This is a genomic window from Kosakonia sp. (assembly GCF_032052965.1).
Lineage (GTDB): Bacteria > Pseudomonadota > Gammaproteobacteria > Enterobacterales > Enterobacteriaceae > Kosakonia.
Map to the genome: position 1 here is coordinate 75,955 of NZ_DAMBVN010000009.1, position 19,010 is coordinate 94,964.

A 19,010-nucleotide genomic window follows, 5' to 3' on the forward strand; every position below is an offset into this window, starting at 1 on the left:
AAATAATAAACAAACCGGGCAACGCATCTTCAATTAACGTTTGCGTGACATATCATTAACATCCTACAAGGAGAGCAAATGCCATGAGCCAGATACATAAACATGATATTCCCGCAAACATTGCGGAACATTGCCTGATTAATCCGGAGCAGTATGCAGAGAAGTATCAGCAATCGGTGACCGATCCTGAAGCGTTCTGGGGCGAACAAGGCAAAATCCTTGACTGGATCACACCTTATAGCAAGGTAAAAAACACCTCCTTTGCGCCTGGCAATGTGTCGATCAAATGGTATGAAGACGGCACGCTTAACCTGGCGGCCAACTGCCTGGATCGCCATCTGGCTGAGCGCGGCGATCAGCCAGCGATCATTTGGGAAGGGGATGACGCCAGCCAGAGCAAAACCCTCACCTACCGTGAATTGCACCGGGATGTCTGCCGTTTTGCCAATGTACTGGTCTCACTGGGCATTAAAAAAGGCGATGTGGTGGCTATTTATATGCCAATGGTGCCAGAAGCCGCTGTTGCGATGCTGGCTTGCGCACGCATTGGTGCCGTGCATTCTGTCATTTTTGGCGGCTTTTCACCGGAAGCCGTCGCCGGACGAATTGTTGACTCCAGCTCCCGGCTGGTGATCACCGCCGATGAGGGTGTGCGCGCAGGGCGTAGCATTCCGCTGAAAAAGAACGTCGACGATGCGCTGAAAAACCCCGCCGTGACCAGTGTGGAACATGTAGTGGTACTGAAACGCACCGGCGGCAACGTTGACTGGCATGAGGGCCGCGACCTGTGGTGGAGCGACCTGACCGAAAAAGCCAGCGATCAGCACCAGCCGGTGGAAGTCGGTGCCGAAGATCCGCTGTTTATTCTTTACACCTCTGGCTCTACCGGTAAACCCAAGGGCGTGCTGCATACCACCGGGGGCTACCTGGTCTATGCCGCCTCAACCTTTAAATATGTTTTTGACTATCATCCGGGCGATGTTTACTGGTGCACCGCCGATGTGGGCTGGGTGACAGGCCACAGTTATTTGCTATACGGCCCGCTGGCTTGCGGCGCTATTACGCTGATGTTTGAAGGTGTGCCGAACTGGCCAACCCCGGCACGCATGAGCCAGGTGGTCGACAAGCATAAGGTGAATATCCTCTATACCGCGCCGACCGCTATCCGTGCGCTGATGGCAGAAGGTGACAAAGCGATTGCCGGTACGGATCGCTCATCACTGCGTATTCTTGGATCTGTCGGCGAGCCGATTAATCCGGAAGCCTGGGAGTGGTACTGGTCGAAGATTGGCAATGGCAAATGCCCGGTGATGGATACCTGGTGGCAGACCGAAACTGGCGGATTTATGATCACCCCGCTGCCTGGCGCAACCCAACTGAAAGCCGGCTCCGCCACGCACCCGTTCTTTGGCGTTCAGCCTGCGCTGGTCGATAACGAAGGGAACCCGCAGGAAGGCGCAACAGAAGGGAACCTGGTGATCACTGATTCCTGGCCGGGCCAGGCGCGCACGCTGTTTGGCGATCATGAACGCTTTGAACAAACCTACTTTTCCACGTTTAAAAATTGCTACTTCAGCGGCGACGGCGCACGCCGTGATGAAGATGGTTACTACTGGATCACCGGTCGTGTGGATGATGTGCTCAACGTCTCTGGCCACCGGCTCGGTACGGCTGAGATTGAATCTGCACTGGTGTCACATCCGAAGATCGCCGAAGCCGCCGTTGTGGGTATCCCGCACAATATTAAAGGCCAGGCGATTTATGCCTACGTTACTCTGAATCATGGCGAAGAGCCCTCCCCGGAACTGTATACCGAGGTGCGCAACTGGGTTCGCAAAGAGATCGGGCCGCTGGCAACACCGGATGTGCTGCACTGGACCGACTCACTGCCGAAAACCCGTTCTGGCAAAATCATGCGCCGTATTTTGCGCAAGATCGCCGCTGGTGATACCAGTAACCTGGGTGATACCTCCACACTCGCCGATCCTGGCGTGGTAGACAAACTGCTCGAAGAGAAGCAGGCCATTACCATGCCATCGTAATTCTGTCCTCAGCTCAACCCTCTCCCTTTCCGGGAGAGGGAATAATAAAAAACCCTACCCCCCAACGGATTTCGTGTTGCAGGCAGGCGGCAACGGCGCTTATCCCCAGGCGCATGGGCTAAGCGAGTGCAGCCAGCACACCTGCGGCGTAAAAGACGAAGGGGAAACTTCTGGAGAATCTGCGATGAATAACATCTATCAACAGATTGAAGACAGTGCGCATTTCAGGGAGTTAGTTGAAAAACGGCAACGGTTTGCCTTTACCCTTTCCATCATCATGCTGATCATTTACGTCGGCTTTATTGTGTTAATTGCGTTTGCGCCAGCCTGGCTTGGGACACCGCTGCATGCGGGCACCAGTGTGACGCGGGGCATTCCCATCGGCATTGGCGTGATTGTTATTTCGTTTTTGCTGACCGGCGTATACGTCTGGCGGGCGAACGGGGAGTTTGACCGCCTGACAAAAGCAGTGATGAGTGAGGTAAAAGCATCATGATGAGAGTCCTGACGGCGCTTGCCGCCACACTTCCTTTTACCGCCAGTGCCGCCGATGCCATTACCGGCGCGGTACAACGCCAGCCTACCAATTGGCAGGCGATCATCATGTTTCTGATTTTCGTGGTGCTGACGCTCTATATCACCTACTGGGCCTCCAAACGCGTCCGTTCGCGTAGCGATTACTACACCGCGGGAGGCAACATTACCGGTTTTCAAAACGGGCTGGCCATTGCCGGGGACTTTATGTCCGCCGCGTCATTCCTCGGGATATCCGCGCTGGTTTACACCTCCGGCTACGATGGGCTGATTTACTCGCTTGGTTTCCTCGTCGGCTGGCCGATTATTCTGTTCCTGATTGCAGAACGTCTGCGTAATCTTGGACGCTATACTTTCGCAGATGTCGCCTCTTATCGTCTGAAGCAAGGCCCTATTCGCATCCTCTCGGCCTGCGGTTCGCTGGTGGTAGTGGCGCTCTATCTCATCGCTCAGATGGTGGGTGCCGGCAAACTGATCCAACTGCTGTTTGGCCTGAACTACCATGTTGCCGTTGTACTGGTCGGCGTGCTGATGGTGATGTATGTGCTGTTCGGCGGCATGCTGGCCACCACATGGGTGCAAATTATCAAAGCCGTGCTGCTGCTGTTCGGTGCCAGTTTTATGGCCTTTATGGTAATGAAGCATGTTGGCTTTAGCTTCAATAACCTGTTTACCGAAGCCATGGCCGTGCACCCGAAAGGCAGCGCTATTATGAGCCCCGGCGGACTGGTGAAAGATCCCATTTCCGCCCTCTCGCTTGGCCTGGGGCTGATGTTCGGTACCGCTGGCTTGCCGCATATCCTGATGCGCTTCTTCACCGTCAGCGACGCACGGGAAGCCCGTAAGAGTGTGTTCTACGCCACCGGTTTTATGGGTTATTTCTATATTCTGACCTTTATCATTGGCTTCGGCGCGATCATGCTGGTGGGGGCAAATCCGGCATTTAAAGATGCAGCGGGCGCGCTGATTGGCGGCAATAACATGGCGGCGGTACATCTGGCAGATGCCGTTGGCGGCAACCTGTTCCTGGGCTTTATCTCCGCCGTGGCTTTCGCCACTATTCTCGCGGTGGTCGCCGGGCTGACACTGGCGGGGGCATCGGCGGTGTCTCACGATCTCTACGCCAACGTGTTCCGTAAAGGCGCAACCGAACGGCAGGAGCTGAAGGTGTCCAAAATCACCGTACTGGTGCTGGGCGTGGTGGCCATCCTGCTGGGGATCCTGTTTGAGAAACAGAATATCGCGTTTATGGTCGGGCTGGCTTTCTCCATCGCTGCCAGCTGTAACTTCCCGATTATTTTGCTCTCAATGTACTGGTCGAAGCTGACAACGCGTGGCGCAATGATCGGCGGCTGGCTGGGTTTACTGACGGCGGTGATCCTGATGGTCCTCGGCCCCACCATCTGGGTACAGATCCTCGGTCATGCCGCACCGGTATTCCCGTATGAATACCCGGCACTGTTCTCCATTGCCGTGGCGTTTATCGGCATCTGGATCTTCTCTGCCACCGACAATTCCGAAGAGGGTAAACGTGAACGCGAGCTGTTCCGCGCGCAGTTTATCCGTTCACAAACCGGCATTGGTATCGAACAAGGCCGCGCTCATTAATCGCCTTCCCCGGTCAGTAATGGCCGGGGATCACATTTTCCTCGCTTGCCAGTACCTCTCTCCCGCTATCGCGCTACAGTACAAAAATCACAATTGAAACACCGTTTTTAATACATCAACACGTTAATTCATTTATCACTTGCGAGGGTGCAATGAAAAAATATGCGCTAGTAGGTACGGGCGGGCGGGCCGGATTGTATATCTCTGCCATTGGCGGGCAATGGCGAGAAACAGCCCGTATGGTGGCTTTTTGCGATACCAACCAAACGCGTATGGACTACGCTAACCGGTTGCTGAAAAACGAAGGGGCCGCGCCGGTTTCAACCTGGCACGCGGGGCAATTTGAAGCCATGATCGCCGAAACCCGCCCCGATACGGTCATCGTAACCACGATGGATCGCACACATGATGATTACATTGTGCGGGCGCTACACGCCGGCTGTGACGTGATCACCGAAAAACCGATGACCATCGACGAGCACCGCGCGCTGCGTATTCTTGATGCGATTGAACAGACCGGGCATACCGTGCGCGTTGCCTTCAACTACCGCTATGCACCACACCACAGCAAAGTGCGCGAGCTGCTGATGAATAACACCATTGGCGAGGTCTATTCCGTGCACTTTGAATGGCTGCTGAATACCGAACATGGCGCAGACTATTTCCGTCGCTGGCACCGGGAAAAACGCAACAGCGGCGGGCTGCTGGTGCATAAATCGACCCATCATTTCGATTTGATGAATTTCTGGCTTGATAGCTACCCACAGCGAGTATACGCCGAAGGTGGATTGCGTTTTTACGGCAAAGAGAATGCGGAAAAACGGGGCATTAACGCTTTTTATCCCCGTGCGCACGGTTATGCCGCCGCCAAAGACGACCCTTTTGCCCTGCATATGGCCGACAATCCCCAACTCAAAGCGCTGTATCTCGATGCGGAACACGAAGATAACTACTGGCGCGATCAGAGCGTGTTCAGCGATGGCATTACCATTGAAGACACGCTCTCTGTCCTTGTGAAGTATCAAAACCAGTGTCAGCTCAGTTACTCACTTAACGCCTGGTTACCGTGGGAAGGATTAAACGTCGTCTTTAATGGCAGCCAGGGAAGACTGGAGATGAAAATCGTTGAGAAATCCTATGTCAACGCCGGGGGCGAGCGCGCCAGTGAAGGGAGCCTGGAATCGTGCGATATCACTATTTTCCCGATGTTTGCCGAACCCTGGAAAGCGGACTTTACTCTGGGTGAAGGCGGACACGGTGGTGGTGATAACGCCATGCTGGCGGATCTGTTTGGTGAACCGACTGATGACCCGCTGAAGCGTGCTGCGGATCATCGCGCCGGGGCAATGTCCATTCTTACCGGTATCGCCGGGAACCTCTCCATGCAACAGCAGCGCCCGGTTAATTTTAGCGAATTTGAACTCATTACCCGCCTGAAAAAACAGTAGCCTCCCCGCCCCGCGACCACAGGCGGGGCATTTTCCTCTTATTGCGCTAGCAAGCGCCACAAGCGGGTGCAGAAATGCATTACACTCAACGCGGGCAAAATCTAAAGGCATAACTATGGACATCAGAACGCTGCGTTATTTTGTGGAAGTGGTGCGCCAGCAAAGCTTCACTCGCGCCGCGGAACGTCTTTTTGTTACCCAACCGACCATCAGCAAGATGCTGAAAAATCTGGAAGATGAGCTTAACTGCACCCTTCTGATCCGCCACGGGCGCAAGTTATTGCTTACCGATACCGGGCGAGTAGTGTTTGAGCGCGGCGTGGCTATCCTCGCGGAATTTCGCCAGCTTGAAGCAGAGCTCAGCGATATTAACCAGCTCAATAAAGGGGTGTTGCGCCTCGGCATTCCTCCGATGGTCGGCATGCTGATGGCCGGGCCAATCAGCCTGTTTCGCCAGCGTTTTCCGGGTGTGGAACTGAAAATCGCGGAGTTTGGCAGCCTGACGGTACAACAGGCGGTGCTCAACAGCGAGCTGGACCTGGCGATGACGGCACTGCCAGTGGAAGAAGAGAGCAGCCTCACGGTTATGCCGCTGTTCAGCCACCCCCTGTGCGTGCTGGTTCCGCGCGAGGAGAGCTGGCTTCAACGCGATGCCGTTACACCGGAGGAACTTGGCAAGCATCCGCTGCTAATCTACAACGAAGATTTCGCCCTCAGCCGCCAGTTAATGCAACTCTTTAACCAACACAATGTTAAACCGCGCATCGCGGTACGTAGCGGGCAGTGGGACTTTCTGGCGGCGATGGTGCAGGCCGGCGTCGGAGTTGCCATTCTGCCTGAACCCATTTGTCAGCGGCTCGATCAGCAAACGTTGCTCTGGCTGCCGCTCCAGAGTGATTTACGCTGGGAACTGGGGATGATTTGGCGTGAAGGAAGCTACCTTTCACACAGTGCGCAGGCCTGGCTGACGTGTTGCGAAGGGTACTGGCTGGAAGCCCGCGGAAGCCAATAGCAGCCGGATAACATCGCGATATCCGGCCCGGTGATTTATTTGTTTTCCAGCAGCAGGGCTTCCAGCAAATCGAGGTCGTGCAGCAATTTTTGCAGCGTCTCGTTGCTGATCTGCCGGGTAGCGCGCAGATGATAAAGTTCGGCGCGCTCAGAACGCAGTGCCGCAAGGCGGAAGCGGCGTTCCAGATTCTCTTCCTGCAGGGAACTTTCCACATTGTTACGCCCATCGGCGCGGCGTCGCAGATTACCAATAACCCGTGAACTGACTTCCGTCAGTAGCTGATTATCAATATTCTCCTCGGTGTCTGCCGCCAGACGTTCTTCCATTTTCTGAATCGCGACAATCGCCACATCCGCCGTGGCTGCACGCGCCATCCGCTCCTCTTTGTGCTGCTGCGCGTGGTCGCGCACTTCAACATGCTGCAACAGCGCAGGCAGGGCGATGACGCCGACAAAGAGCGAAAACAGGATCACCCCGGCAGCAAGGAACACCAGTTCATAGCGTGCGGGAAAGACATCACCCGTCGGCAGCAACAGCGGAATAGAGAGGACACCTGCGAGGGTGATCGCCCCGCGCACGCCGGCGAAGGTAGCAATCAGCAGCTCGCGATCGCTCCAGGATGCGAACTCCATCGGTTTTTTGCGCAGGAAACGGCGGCTGAATCTCTTCATCGTCCACAACCAGCCAAAACGCACCAGCATCAGCGCCAGGTAGATCAGCACGATATCAGTAAACAACATCCAGGTTTCAACGTTCGGATCCGCCTCTGCCGCCACCAGCGAAGACTCCAAGATGCCCGGTAACTGCAGCCCCAACAGCAAAAACACCATGCCGTTAAAGACAAACTCCAGCATCGCCCAGGTGCTGTTGGCACGCAGACGCATCGCCAGCGGCGCAGTGCGCATGACGCCCGAGCGGGTGATTGTCATCCCGGCTGCGACAGCAGCAAGGATGCCGGAGAAACCAATATGTTCAGCAATCAGATAGGACGCGAACGGCAACAGAAACAGCAGCACGATTTGCGTTGCAGGCTCATCGCCGCCCCAGCGGCTAAGAAAACGCAGCGAACGACCATACAACCAGCTAACAACAAAGCCCGCCAGCAAGCCGCCAATGGCAACTTTTAAAAATTCTACCGTTGCGCCGCCCACGGTAAACACCATCGTTCCCATGGCGACAGCAACAGCAAACTTCAGCGATACCAGGCCGGAGGCGTCGTTCATCAGCGCCTCCCCCTGCAAAATACCCATGATTTTCTTTGGAATGCGCCCTTCACCGACAATGCCAGAAAGCGCCACCGCATCGGTTGGCGACAGCACTGCGGCCAGCGCAAAAGCTGGCACCAGCGGAATACCCGGCACCATCCAGTAAATTAAGAAGCCGATGCCGACTACCGTCACCACCACCAGCGCCAGCGCCAGGCCAAAAATTTCGCGCCCATGTTCGAGAAACTCTCGCGTGGGGGTTTTCCAGCCATCGGCAAACAGCAGCGGAGGAATAAACAACACCAGGAAGAGTTCCGGGTCGAACTCCACATGCAAACCGAAGGTTGGAAAGGCCAGCAGTGCGCCAATGGCGATTTGCATCAGCGGTAGTGGAATTTGAAACGGTAAAACACGGGTGACTACGCCCGAGAGCGAAACCACGAGGGTCATGATGAGAATGGTAAAGAATATTTCCATGCGTTCCCTGTTTGCGATGTCTTGTTATAAAGGCCTCAGACCTTGATGCCAGAACATCCAGCTTAACGCAAAGAAACCGGGCTGTGGGCAAAAAAATGGGCAACCGAAGTCGCCCATTGTGCTTATGTTAAGGTGCGCAAGCGCGGTCAGATAGCCCAACCGCCAGCGTAGAACACCACCAGAGCGACAGCAATCACCACGGTGCCGATATTCAGTTTGCGCCATTCGCCGGATACCACGCGGCCAATCACCAGCGAAGCAAAGCCAATCATAATGCCGGTAACAATGTTACAGGTCAGGACGATAAATACCGCCGTGATCAGGCCAGACATCGCATCAACAAAGTCAGCGAAGTCGATTTTCGCCACGTTGCTCAGCATCAGCAGCCCGACATACATCAGCGCCGGTGCAGTAGCATAGGCGGGCACCAGGTAAGAGAGCGGGGAGAGGAACAGGATCAGCATAAACAGCACGCCAACCGTCACCGCCGTCAGGCCGGTTTTACCGCCCGCCGCAGTACCTGCCGCAGATTCAATATACACAGCCGCCGGCGCAGCACCCACCAGACCGGAGAAGACGCTGCTCAGGGAGTCGGTGGTCAGCGCTTTGCCGCCATCGATAATCTGGCCGTCTTTATCCAGCAGGTTTGCCTGCCCTGCCACTGCGCGGATGGTCCCGGTGGCATCGAACACCGCCGTCATCACCAGCGCCAGCACGCTTGGCAGCACGACCGGGTTCAGCGCGCCGACAATGTCGAGACTACCGATCAGCGAGTTGCCTTTGTCATCGCTCAGCGACGGCATGGCAAAAATACCGGAGAAGTGCACGCTCGGGTCGAAAATCAGCCCGACAATAGACACGCCGATAATGGTCAGCAGAATGCCACCCGGCACTTTTAGTTTTTCTAGACCGATAATCACCGCCAGACCAATCAGCGACATGATCACCGGGAAGCTGGCGAAGTGACCCAGCGCAACCGGCAGGCCGTCCAGCGGGTTTTTGATGACCAGGCCAACACCGTTGGCGGCAATCAGCAGCAGGAACAGGCCAATACCAATACCGGTACCGTGCGCAACGCCCTGCGGCAGGTTGCGCAGGATCCAGCTACGAATGCCTGTCGCGGAAATCACCGTAAACAGCACACCCATCAGGAACACGGCACCCAGCGCAACCGGTACACTAATGTGCTGGCCCAGCACAAGGCTGAAAGCAGTAAATGCCGTGAGCGAGATTGCGCAGCCGATAGCCAGCGGGAGATTCGCCCACAGCCCCATCACGATGGAGCCAACACCTGCCACCAGACACGTGGCAACAAATACGGCTGCAGGTGGGAAACCTGCTTTACCGAGCATGCCGGGTACAACGATGACGGAGTAAACCATCGCCAGGAAGGTGGTTAAACCGGCAACGATTTCCTGACGGACAGTACTGCCGCGGGCAGAAATTTTAAACAGTGCGTCAAGCGAACCGCCAGTACGCGCAGAAGGCGTAGACATAGAAAACATCCCCTGAGAATTTTATTGTTCATTGGTATGCGTGGTAACAGTCCACTGCAGGTTAAACGTCATCTCCCTGTGCTGCGTTGTGGCAAGGGGGCCACAAAAAAGCAAACGTTTAACTCCGCGCAAACAATGGGTGGTCAAAAAAAGGCAAACGATTATCCAGCGTTTAGATACCGCTTTTCAACTGAACTTTGCCGCTTTTTGCTAAATTTCGCTTATGACGGCGAAGAAGTGAACGGCAGATGCGCAAACGTTATCGTCGCTGCGCAACTTTGCAACATTTTGGGATCATTTTAGCCGCCGGGAAGTTCGAACGGCCCTCCCTGGACAATCGCCCGTTGCCACGCTGGACGCATTTCGATGCGCTTTTTCCACGCGCGTAAATTGGGCAGGTTGTCCACGCCGCCCCGCGCAAGCAGTGCAAAGACCGGGAAACTCATCTGGATATCCGCCATGCTGAGTTTTTCACCGGCAAACCAGCTACGGTGCGCCAGCTGTTCTTCAATAAAACGCGCATGCGTGTCGATTTGCGGGTTAAGCCAGGCTTTCTGCACACCCTGGCTCAATACTTTGCCAATATGGCGCACGCCAAACGGCACCGGCGGTTTGCCGAGGCTGGCAAAAACCAGTTTCATTAACAGTAAGGGCATTAACGATCCTTCTGCGTAATGCAGCCAGAAGCGGTAATCCAGTTTCTGTTGTAATGCGTCTGGTTTAAAGCTCTGCCCGGTATCGTAGGTTTCCTGCAAATATTCGAGGATCGCGCCGGATTCAGCGAGGATCAGACCATTATCTTCTACCACTGGCGATTTACCCAGCGGGTGGATCTTTTTGAGTGAGTCCGGCGCCAACATGGTTTTTTCACGCTCGTAACGCACAATTTGGTACGGCACGCCAAGTTCTTCCAGCGCCCAGAGCACGCGCTGTGAGCGCGACTGATTAAGGTGATGCACCGTTAGCATGTATTTCTCCCGAGGATCTTTATGAATTAACTATAGAAAAGCGCCGCAGTTGCGTATGGAAAAGTGCGCATAAAAAAGCCAAAAAAAAGTGCTCAAAAAAGTAGCAATTTTACCCACCGCGCCTACACTAAAAGTGTCAGCACAATCCGGAACCTCCAACATACATGAGGGGTGCTGATGTCGGGGGAAACCCTCCTGCAACAGAGCGGGATAGAGAGAAAGACAAAGACCGGGAAACGACTAAAGCGCCCCAATGGGCGCTTTAGTTTTTCTATGCTCAGTCATCTTCAAGCAGGCGCGCGCCGGTTCCCTGCTGGCCCAGTTGATCGCCGGGGTTACGCAGTGGGCAGTCGCTGCGCGACAGGCAACCGCAACCAATGCACCCGTCCAGTTCATCGCGTAGCGCCACCAGGGTATGAATACGCCGGTCTAACTCCTCCCGCCACTGCGAAGAAAGCTGCCTCCACTCTTTTTTACTCAGCGTATGCCCTTCCGGCAGAACGCCGAACGCATCGCCTATGGTCGCTAGCGGAATGCCAATGCGCTGCGCAATCTTAATGATCGCCACGTAGCGCAGCACATCACGGGTATAGCGCCGCTGATTGCCGGTATTTCGGGTGCTTTTGATCAGGCCTTTGCTCTCGTAAAAGTGCAAAGCAGAGACGGCCACCCCGCTACGCTTCGCCACTTCACCGGGGCTGAGCAGGGCTTTGATACGCGGCATTCTCTTTTCCATAAAACCTCTTTACCTCAAGTTAACTTGAGGAATTATACTCGCTTCCAGACAAAACGACGAATCGGGAAATGAGGAAGCTTTATGTCCCATCAGCAGATAATTCAGACCCTTATTGAATGGATTGATGAACATATCGACCAACCAATGAACATTGATGTAGTCGCCAGAAAGTCCGGTTATTCAAAATGGTATTTACAGAGAATGTTCCGCACCGTGATGCATCAAACGTTGGGGGACTATATCCGTCAGCGCCGTTTGCTACTCGCAGCAGAAGCGCTGCGCACGACGCAGCGCCCTATTTTTGATATCGCAATGGATTTAGGCTATGTCTCGCAGCAGACTTTCTCGCGCGTGTTCCGCCGGGAATTTGACCGCACACCGAGCGATTATCGACATCATGCCTGATGAGAGATCATTTTAACGAAGGCGGCTGTTTCACCCAGTTTTTGAATTCCTGCGGTGGCAGCGCCTTCGCAAAGAACCACCCCTGACAGAATTGTACCCCACGCTTCAACAACCAGGTCACCTGCTCCGCTGTTTCGACCCCTTCGGCAATAATCTTCAGACGCAAGCTCTGCGCCATCTCAATAATATGCTCGGCAATTAAATGGCTGGTGCTATTAGTAGTAAGGGTATCAATGAAAGATTTGTCGATTTTCAGGATATCGACATTCAGTGAATAGAGGTTGTGCAGATTGGAGTAACCGGTACCAAAATCATCAATCGCCACTTCATAGCCCGCCTGGCGAAACGCCTGAATAACGGGGGTGGTTTTCGGCACATCAATAAAGCCGCGTTCGGTCACTTCTATTTTAATTTGCTCGGCGCGCACCGCGTGCATCTTGGCTTTGCTGGCTATCAACGAGATCAGGCGCGACGAGTGGAAATCGGCAGCGGATAAATTGATGGATATATAAAGACCTGGCGTTTGAGCGAGAAAATCACCCAAATCGCTAAACACCTCGTCAACGACATAATCGGTAATGCGCTCGATCATGCCCTCTTTCTCCGCCAGCGGGATAAACTCCGCCGGACTCATCACCTGGCCGTTAAAACCCGGCCAGCGTAGCAATGCTTCCGCGCCGACGCATGTGCCATTTTTGATGTCGATAATCGGTTGATAATGAAGCCGAAGTTGTCGCTTCGTTAACGCACGGTGCAGCATACGCCGTGGGGAGTTAAACTCCTGCCGTGTTCGCGACCATATTAATAGAATGATCACGCTGCATATCATTCCCAACGGCAACGTGATCATTGCCTGGTGATAAAAGAACTGGAAATAACGATCTTTGGAGGTTGAAACAATAATCGCAATCGGCCGTTTATCGGCGTGCGCGATGGTATAAAAACGCTGGCCTTGCTGGAAGGTGAAGTCGTTAATACCAATCAGTTTCGATAATGTCGCGATATCTGCCTGGCGACTCACAGAGAAGAATAAATGCGTAACAGTATCGTAAACGCCATACGCCAGTTCGTTGTCTTCCGACATCACATCACTATAGGCAAGCGGGTTTACCACCGCCACATAATTGCCACGCTGCATATAGACCATTTTATAACCAGCGTAAAACGGCGTATCACGATAGTAATAAATAGCGATATTCGGGTTGCGTTTGTACTCCGCAGGCGAAATAACATACGGCTTGTCGGGCGTTATTACGCTCGAGCACAAAAACTGATCACCACGGGCATAAATTAAATCTGAAACATACAAACTGCCGCGCACGATATTGAGCATGGATGCCCGGTGTTCTGCGGAGCAAATTTTTCCATCATATTTTTCGGCTTTAGAACGGAGGATATCGACTTGATGAACAACCGCTTCCGTTTTATTTAACGCAAGTTGCGCAAAAGAACGAAGTTGGATTCCAGTTTCTTTTACTGCACGGATATGCGCAAACCATAGCGACAACATCACCGGCAGGAGCACTACCATGATGATCCCGACAATTCTGAGCATCTTGCGACGCACGCTATGATTCATGTCCGCCTATATCCCTGCATTTAATGTGCCTTTCAATGTACGGCAGGATGCTTTGATAAACAGGTGATTACGTTGCATGAATCATACGACATTAGCAACTGACTTTTGCCATTAAAAACCTAATATTTGGTTATGACGATAATATTCGACCGTAAGCCAAACTAAAAGTAGAGCCAATCTTTATTTAGGGAAAAATATTAATCCATTGATCAGGTGAGTTTTTACTTAATGCAACAGAGTATCGTTGATTAAGCCAAACTTACCACAGGATAAAAAAGAACTGACGTCACAAGGTTTTTTTCACCTTAAAAATGCAATTCCTTCATAATTCCTCCTTTATTATAAAAAGGCGTCGGCAATGACGGTTTTGCTACGTCCCGCGCGCTTTGCCTCGTACAGTGCGTTGTCGGCAAGCGTAAGCAGCACTGAAGTATCGACTCGATCGTCAGTCACCGATACTAAACCTGCGCTAAAGGATAAGATGATCTTTTCATCAATACTAAACAAGGGGGTTCGCACCAAAGAGGCGCGAATTTTTTGGCTAAATCGCAGCGCAGATTTGCTGCTGGTATAAGGCATTAAAATCAGAAATTCCTCACCACCGAGTCGCCCAAAAAACCATGAGGGATCGCTATGCTCGCGGATATGATCGCAAAAATGGATCAGCGCGGCATCACCTGTTGGGTGGCCCCAACGATCGTTAATGCTTTTAAAATGGTCGAGATCCAACATTAACAGACTGAAATGACTGCGCGGATCGGCCATGTTACAGCTCCGCAGCGACGCGTTAAGCTGCTGCAAAATAGCGAAACGGTTATAACACCCCGTCAGATCATCAATCGTGGCTTTCCTCTCTAGTTGCCGCTCAGCCTTTTTACGCTCGGTGATATCAAGACCAATACTGAGGATAGAATGGTCAGGCAGCAGAATGTTTGACCACAGCACGGTCAGAACCTGACCATCCCGTCGTATCGGGTGCCATTCATCCATATCCACACCAGGTGAAGCATTAACCGAAGCGCGAACTTTTTGGCGTACCAGCGGATCGGGGAAAAACAACGCTAATGGATCGGGTTGCTGATTGAGCTGTTCCAGAGTCCAGCCAAAGAGACGTTCACACTCGCCGTTCCATAATGTGCAGCGGTTATTTTTATCAAACGAGTTCATTAATACCGGAGCTCGATCGAATAACACCTTATATTGCGCAACTATATGTTGCATCTCTTTCTCAACACGATCGCGAACAATAATCTCCGCAAGAAAATCTTTTAATTTTTCGACTAATATAACGACCATGTTTTTCATGATCGATAATGAAGGGGCAACTTGAGAAAATGCCAGAAAAAAATATCCATTAATGCCAGCATCTTTAGCATTCAATTTACAGAGGATACCGCTTTTTAATTTATTGCTGGCCTCTTTGTCGCCAGGGAATAGTAATGTTGCCACCTGCCGCCGCCAGCAAATAACGCGCCAGGCGCGCTGGTGCCGCCGTAATTGTGAGTGTGCCAGTAAGGCCTGCGCGTCCTGCAAGGTACAGCCGACCTCGCCGACGCTGGTGAGCTGCTGCTCTGCTCCCTGCTCGATCAGCACCCATGCCAGGCTTGCGCCCAGGGCTGCATTAATACTCCCGAGGATCTCTTCCATTGAGCGTTTCCCTGTCAGCCACGGCATCAGCTTCGCCAGAAGCGTCAGCGCCGCTGCTCCGTCTCCTAAAAGTGCGGCGGAAATCTCTGTTTTCATATTTCATCAATCGCAGGTTATTAAGTACAGACCGACCCACAATGATTTAATCAGGAAGAAAATAACATACAAAATTAGCCCGGATAACAGGCGAAAAATTCATACCGGACGGCGTTGTAACATCCTACCAGCGAAGAATATATCGATTGAAATCAAGTCCCCTGAATAATCACTAACAGGCAAATTAAGCTGTTCAATGAAGCATAATAGATGTTCTGCGAACTGTAAATGTTGTACCAATTAGCCGGTATAATAATTCCGTACCGGTAGTAATAAATTTAAGTTAAATCATCTCATCGCGCGGGATATAGATCCGTAAAGAGCATAACGTTATTACTTGTTGTAGAAAATCGATGATAAAAACAGCAAAAAGCCGCTTTTTCGCACTGGCGAATAAAAGAACAAGTGTGATATAGTTCACACATTCCTGAAACAGGAAACAAAGTTTCATTTTGTTGTGCTACTCCGCGGACCTCAGCGTTAACGCTGCCACGCGTGCATCACGCCAGTCCGCCCGGTATTCGATTCTTTTGAGGATGGTTTGATGGCTACCTTTACCACCAGCGTCGTGCTCTTTCGCTGGCAGTTGTTGAGCGCAGTATTAATGTTTATGGCCAGTACGCTGAACATTCGTTTCCGCCGGGCGGATTACATTGGTCTGGCGGTTATCAGTAGCGGCATGGGACTGGTAGCGGCATGCTGGTTTGCCACTGGCCTGCTCGGCATTACGATGGTAGACGCTGCCAAAGTCTGGCATAACCTGGTGCTGGTGATGGAAGAGGTCGCCCGTCAGGCACCGCCAGAGTGGCCGATGGTGATTACGTGATTAAAAAAGCGCCTGCGGGCGCTTTTTTGTTGTTACGACCAGGCCATACAGCGGTGGATTATTTCCCCAGTTTTGACAGCATCTCCGGACGCATAAATTTATGAATGACCAGCATAAACAGCACCGACGGTACCAGCAGGATCAGCGCAGTGATTGACGACACCTGGTAATTGCCAGACATACTGGCGGTATACAGCAGGATAGGCAGGGTGGTGATATCCGGCGCGCCGACAAAAAATGTGGCGGTAAACTCATCCAGCGACTCCAGAAAGACAAAGATACTGGCGGCAATTAACCCTGGCGCAGCCTGCGGCAACACAATATGGAAAAAGGTATAAACCGGCCCGGCACCCAGATTACGCGACGCGCGCGCCAGCAGCGGATCGACAGCGGAGAACGCCGCCACGCTGATCCAGATGGAATACATCAAACCGTGCACGCTGTGCACTATCACCACGCCGGCCACCGTTCCGTTTAATCCCCACTGATAAAACAGCCGCGCCACGTTCATATAGACCGTCAGATTCGGAAACGCCTGCGGAATGAGAAACAGCAGCATAAAAAAGACGCGCAGCGGCATGGATCGTTGCGCCAGCGCATACCCTGCCGGTACGGAAATGACCAGACAAACAGCCACCGCCAACACCGCGATCGCCACACTGACCGACAAGGATCCGGACACATCACTGTAAGGGCTAAACACCTGGCTCCAGTATTTCATACCCCACTGGCCCGGTAGCGCATGCGGGAAAAACCAGCTCTCCGCAACCGTCCAGATCAGCAGGTTAAGCAACGGGCCAAACAGTGCCAGCACCAGAAAAGTCAGCAGCAAGGTTTGCAAGACCAAACTGGCTCGGATCTTGTGCAGAATGGCACTCATGATTGTGCTCCTTTAGCATGCAGGCTATGGCGCAAATAGAACCAGGACAACAGCGCGCAAATCAAATAGGAAATGACACCCATGGCATTCGCCACCGGGTAATCACCATACGAATTCACGCGAAAGGCCATATCGACGGTCATCATCGTTGGCGTACCTGTACCAATCATCAGCGGCACCGAAAGCACAGACATCATCGTCACGGTGGACAGCACCAGCGCGACGCCGATGGTTGGCAACACCTGCGGCAGAATAATGTCGAACAAAATGCGCAGACGTGAGGCACCCAGATTTTTCGCAGCCAGAATATGCGAGGCATCCACCGCCGACATTGCGCCACAAATCAGGAGGGTGGAAAACGCCATCTGCTTCCAGACAAAGGTAATAATGATCCCGCTCCAGCCGAGTAGCGAGGTGGTATCCATCGGCGTAAGCACCCCGGCCGCCACCAGAGCGTTATTCATCAGCCCATTTTTCGCCAGGAAGGTCCGCATCATTTGCGCAGTGACGATAAAAGGAATAAACAGCGGCAGGCGGTAGAGAAAACTCAACGCTTTTACGATCCCGCGATAAGGAGAAAGCACAATCACTGCTGAAATGCTTATCGACAACAGTGCGAGGATCGCCAGCGAAACCAGCACGATAACAACCGTAAACAGGATGTCGTTTGAATAGAGCGTCAGGACCTTTTCAAAATGCACCAGCGTAAATTGCCGGGTATCGCTGGTAAACGCTGAAACCAACGAGAAACCTAATGGCCAGAGGAAAAACAGCGCTATCATCAGCGTTGCCGGGGCAACCAGCAGTAAATATTTTGTCGCGTGTCGCATGGTAAACCTGAGTCGTCACAAAAAAAATGCCCGGCCATAAAGTGACCGGGCACCCACGCTAATCAGTTAGATACCTGGCTCTCGTAGCCTTCTTTGATATCGTTAAAATACTGATTAATTGGGAAGCTTTTACCATTTTTCGCCAAATCATCCGGCGAAATTTCAGCAAACAGCTTCTGCCATGTTGCAGCATCCAGCTTGTCTTTTACGTACTGAGCATCGATACCTGGATACCAGTTAAATTGTTTGACGATCCCCTGAGCCTGAACTTCCGGACTGGTGGCCAGCGCAATAAAGTCCTGCGCCAGTTTTGCCTGGGCCGCATGTGCTGGCACCACGTAATACATCGGCTGGCCAGGCATGCCGGGGGAGATCAGCGTCAGTTTAATCGACGGCGGCAACTTGCCCTGGTCTTTCCAGCTGTAGAACATATCCACCCATACTGGCCCCATCGTGATTTCACCCCGGCTCAGCATATCGAGCGTTCCGGCATTACCCGGCGTAAAGGTGACATTCTGATTAAAGGCTTTCAGTTTGCTCCATGCCTGATCCCATGTTTTTTCCACGCTTTTATCGTAAGGCAACGCCGACAAACGCGCCGCGTCCGTGCCGTAGGCATATATCCAGCCCACGACAAAGCTCACCCCGGACATGCCATTCTTAATGCCGTTGTAACCAAAAGCTTTTGGGTTTTTCTGCGCCCACTGCACCAGTTCGTCATAGGATTTCGGCGGCGTTTTGATCAGGTCACTGTTAAAGGCGATCGCCGTCTGGCTTAAAAACATGGGCATCACATAACCGTCAACATTCACGCCGAGGGCATTTTTGGCATTATCCGCAGTGACCATTGACCCGGTATTAATCGTCTGGCGGTACTTCTCCAGCAGCCCTTTCTCTACCAACTGCCCACCCGCAGCCTGATGTACAACCGCCACATCAATGTCCCAGCTTTTGGCACCGCTCTGCTGCTGCGCTGTTAACTTCTCGATAATTTTATTCGACCCGGCATCCCCGGGCCCAGTTCCTACTACCTGCACTTTCACCCCTGGATGGGTGGCTTCAAATTTCGGCCCCAGCCAGGTTTTGACATAATCCACCATATTCTGATCGCCCGCCGTTGCGACGTTAAGTACCGTTTCGGCGCTGGCGGCCGTCACGCCATAACCCAGACAGAGCGCGGTTATTGCAGCAAGTTTCTTATTTACGGACATGATGTATCCC

General features: G+C 52.7%; 16 protein-coding genes. 7 read left to right on the forward strand and 9 right to left on the reverse strand.

The window, feature by feature from the left end:
• Positions 1 to 83: 83 nt before the first annotated feature.
• The 5 genes from acs (at position 84) to RTX30_RS12915 (ending at position 6,644) form a co-directional block, all read left to right on the forward strand.
• The gene (gene acs / locus RTX30_RS12895) at positions 84 to 2,042 is read left to right on the forward strand and encodes an acetate--CoA ligase (RefSeq protein WP_312690333.1); all 1,959 of its coding nucleotides are present in this window, start codon (positions 84 to 86) and stop codon (positions 2,040 to 2,042) included.
• A gap of 184 nt (positions 2,043 to 2,226) precedes the next feature.
• Positions 2,227 to 2,538: a DUF485 domain-containing protein gene (locus RTX30_RS12900; protein WP_312690514.1), complete on the forward strand. Its 312-nt coding sequence runs from the start codon at positions 2,227 to 2,229 to the stop codon at positions 2,536 to 2,538.
• Positions 2,535 to 4,184, forward strand: coding sequence for a cation/acetate symporter ActP (gene actP / locus RTX30_RS12905; RefSeq protein WP_312690335.1), 1,650 nt, complete (start codon positions 2,535 to 2,537; stop codon positions 4,182 to 4,184). Before RTX30_RS12900 ends, actP begins: the two co-directional genes overlap by 4 nt.
• A gap of 152 nt (positions 4,185 to 4,336) precedes the next feature.
• A complete protein-coding gene (locus RTX30_RS12910) occupies positions 4,337 to 5,632 on the forward strand; it encodes a Gfo/Idh/MocA family oxidoreductase (protein ID WP_312690337.1) in 1,296 nt (431 codons plus the stop codon).
• Between the two features lie 115 nt (positions 5,633 to 5,747).
• On the forward strand, positions 5,748 to 6,644 hold the full coding sequence (locus RTX30_RS12915) for a LysR family transcriptional regulator (RefSeq protein ID WP_312690339.1): 897 nt from the start codon (positions 5,748 to 5,750) through the stop codon (positions 6,642 to 6,644).
• A 35-nt stretch (positions 6,645 to 6,679) separates the two neighbouring features.
• Here the strand turns inward: RTX30_RS12915 and RTX30_RS12920 are convergent, their stop codons facing one another.
• From RTX30_RS12920 to soxR, 4 genes are all read right to left on the reverse strand, one after another.
• Positions 6,680 to 8,326 carry a Na+/H+ antiporter gene (locus RTX30_RS12920; RefSeq protein ID WP_312690341.1) on the reverse strand — a complete coding sequence of 549 codons (1,647 nt, stop codon included), beginning with the start codon at positions 8,324 to 8,326 and terminating at the stop codon, positions 6,680 to 6,682.
• A 146-nt stretch (positions 8,327 to 8,472) separates the two neighbouring features.
• On the reverse strand, positions 8,473 to 9,822 hold the full coding sequence (gene ghxP, locus RTX30_RS12925; RefSeq protein WP_312690343.1) for a guanine/hypoxanthine transporter GhxP: 1,350 nt from the start codon (positions 9,820 to 9,822) through the stop codon (positions 8,473 to 8,475).
• Between the two features lie 299 nt (positions 9,823 to 10,121).
• Positions 10,122 to 10,790: a glutathione S-transferase gene (locus tag RTX30_RS12930; protein ID WP_312690345.1), complete on the reverse strand. Its 669-nt coding sequence runs from the start codon at positions 10,788 to 10,790 to the stop codon at positions 10,122 to 10,124.
• A 277-nt stretch (positions 10,791 to 11,067) separates the two neighbouring features.
• Positions 11,068 to 11,526 (reverse strand): redox-sensitive transcriptional activator SoxR, encoded by a 459-nt coding sequence (gene soxR / locus RTX30_RS12935; RefSeq protein WP_312690347.1) that lies wholly within the window; start codon positions 11,524 to 11,526, stop codon positions 11,068 to 11,070.
• 81 nt (positions 11,527 to 11,607) lie between these two features.
• Here soxR and soxS point away from each other — a divergent pair, with 81 nt between their 5' ends.
• Positions 11,608 to 11,931, forward strand: a complete 324-nt coding sequence (gene soxS, locus RTX30_RS12940) for a superoxide response transcriptional regulator SoxS (protein ID WP_061498717.1) — start codon at positions 11,608 to 11,610, stop codon at positions 11,929 to 11,931.
• A 7-nt stretch (positions 11,932 to 11,938) separates the two neighbouring features.
• Here soxS and RTX30_RS12945 read toward each other — a convergent pair whose 3' ends face one another.
• A complete protein-coding gene (locus RTX30_RS12945) occupies positions 11,939 to 13,510 on the reverse strand; it encodes an EAL domain-containing protein (protein ID WP_312690352.1) in 1,572 nt (523 codons plus the stop codon).
• A 339-nt stretch (positions 13,511 to 13,849) separates the two neighbouring features.
• Positions 13,850 to 15,253 carry a sensor domain-containing diguanylate cyclase gene (locus RTX30_RS12950; protein WP_312690354.1) on the reverse strand — a complete coding sequence of 468 codons (1,404 nt, stop codon included), beginning with the start codon at positions 15,251 to 15,253 and terminating at the stop codon, positions 13,850 to 13,852.
• Positions 15,254 to 15,797: 544 nt separating this feature from the next.
• On the opposite strand from RTX30_RS12950, the gene RTX30_RS12955 reads away from it, so the two are divergent.
• Positions 15,798 to 16,079, forward strand: a complete 282-nt coding sequence (locus RTX30_RS12955; RefSeq protein WP_312690356.1) for a YjcB family protein — start codon at positions 15,798 to 15,800, stop codon at positions 16,077 to 16,079.
• Between the two features lie 58 nt (positions 16,080 to 16,137).
• On the opposite strand, the gene RTX30_RS12960 is transcribed toward RTX30_RS12955, so the two are convergent.
• The 3 genes from RTX30_RS12960 to RTX30_RS12970 all read right to left on the reverse strand — a co-directional run bounded on the left by RTX30_RS12960 (position 16,138) and on the right by RTX30_RS12970 (position 19,000).
• Entirely contained in the window at positions 16,138 to 16,959 is an 822-nt protein-coding gene (locus RTX30_RS12960) for an ABC transporter permease subunit (protein ID WP_312690358.1), read from the reverse strand.
• Positions 16,956 to 17,789, reverse strand: a complete 834-nt coding sequence (locus tag RTX30_RS12965) for a sugar ABC transporter permease (RefSeq protein WP_312690359.1) — start codon at positions 17,787 to 17,789, stop codon at positions 16,956 to 16,958. Before RTX30_RS12965 ends, RTX30_RS12960 begins: the two co-directional genes overlap by 4 nt.
• Before the next feature lie 62 nt (positions 17,790 to 17,851).
• Positions 17,852 to 19,000: an extracellular solute-binding protein gene (locus RTX30_RS12970; RefSeq protein ID WP_312690360.1), complete on the reverse strand. Its 1,149-nt coding sequence runs from the start codon at positions 18,998 to 19,000 to the stop codon at positions 17,852 to 17,854.
• Between the last annotated feature and the right edge of the window lie 10 nt (positions 19,001 to 19,010).

What these genes read in the sequence shown, in the direction of transcription:
- RTX30_RS12955 (WP_312690356.1), top strand. Translation starts at nt 15,798, where the DNA reads ATGGCTACCTTTACCACCAGCGTCGTGCTCTTTCGCTGGCAGTTGTTG.
- ghxP (WP_312690343.1), bottom strand. Translation starts at nt 9,822, where the DNA reads ATGTCTACGCCTTCTGCGCGTACTGGCGGTTCGCTTGACGCACTGTTT.
- soxR (WP_312690347.1), bottom strand. Translation starts at nt 11,526, where the DNA reads ATGGAAAAGAGAATGCCGCGTATCAAAGCCCTGCTCAGCCCCGGTGAA.
- RTX30_RS12910 (WP_312690337.1), top strand. Translation starts at nt 4,337, where the DNA reads ATGAAAAAATATGCGCTAGTAGGTACGGGCGGGCGGGCCGGATTGTAT.
- RTX30_RS12960 (WP_312690358.1), bottom strand. Translation starts at nt 16,959, where the DNA reads ATGAGTGCCATTCTGCACAAGATCCGAGCCAGTTTGGTCTTGCAAACC.
- RTX30_RS12965 (WP_312690359.1), bottom strand. Translation starts at nt 17,789, where the DNA reads ATGCGACACGCGACAAAATATTTACTGCTGGTTGCCCCGGCAACGCTG.
- RTX30_RS12915 (WP_312690339.1), top strand. Translation starts at nt 5,748, where the DNA reads ATGGACATCAGAACGCTGCGTTATTTTGTGGAAGTGGTGCGCCAGCAA.
- RTX30_RS12930 (WP_312690345.1), bottom strand. Translation starts at nt 10,790, where the DNA reads ATGCTAACGGTGCATCACCTTAATCAGTCGCGCTCACAGCGCGTGCTC.
- acs (WP_312690333.1), top strand. Translation starts at nt 84, where the DNA reads ATGAGCCAGATACATAAACATGATATTCCCGCAAACATTGCGGAACAT.
- RTX30_RS12950 (WP_312690354.1), bottom strand. Translation starts at nt 15,253, where the DNA reads ATGAAAACAGAGATTTCCGCCGCACTTTTAGGAGACGGAGCAGCGGCG.
- RTX30_RS12945 (WP_312690352.1), bottom strand. Translation starts at nt 13,510, where the DNA reads ATGAATCATAGCGTGCGTCGCAAGATGCTCAGAATTGTCGGGATCATC.
- soxS (WP_061498717.1), top strand. Translation starts at nt 11,608, where the DNA reads ATGTCCCATCAGCAGATAATTCAGACCCTTATTGAATGGATTGATGAA.
- RTX30_RS12920 (WP_312690341.1), bottom strand. Translation starts at nt 8,326, where the DNA reads ATGGAAATATTCTTTACCATTCTCATCATGACCCTCGTGGTTTCGCTC.
- RTX30_RS12970 (WP_312690360.1), bottom strand. Translation starts at nt 19,000, where the DNA reads ATGTCCGTAAATAAGAAACTTGCTGCAATAACCGCGCTCTGTCTGGGT.
- actP (WP_312690335.1), top strand. Translation starts at nt 2,535, where the DNA reads ATGATGAGAGTCCTGACGGCGCTTGCCGCCACACTTCCTTTTACCGCC.
- RTX30_RS12900 (WP_312690514.1), top strand. Translation starts at nt 2,227, where the DNA reads ATGAATAACATCTATCAACAGATTGAAGACAGTGCGCATTTCAGGGAG.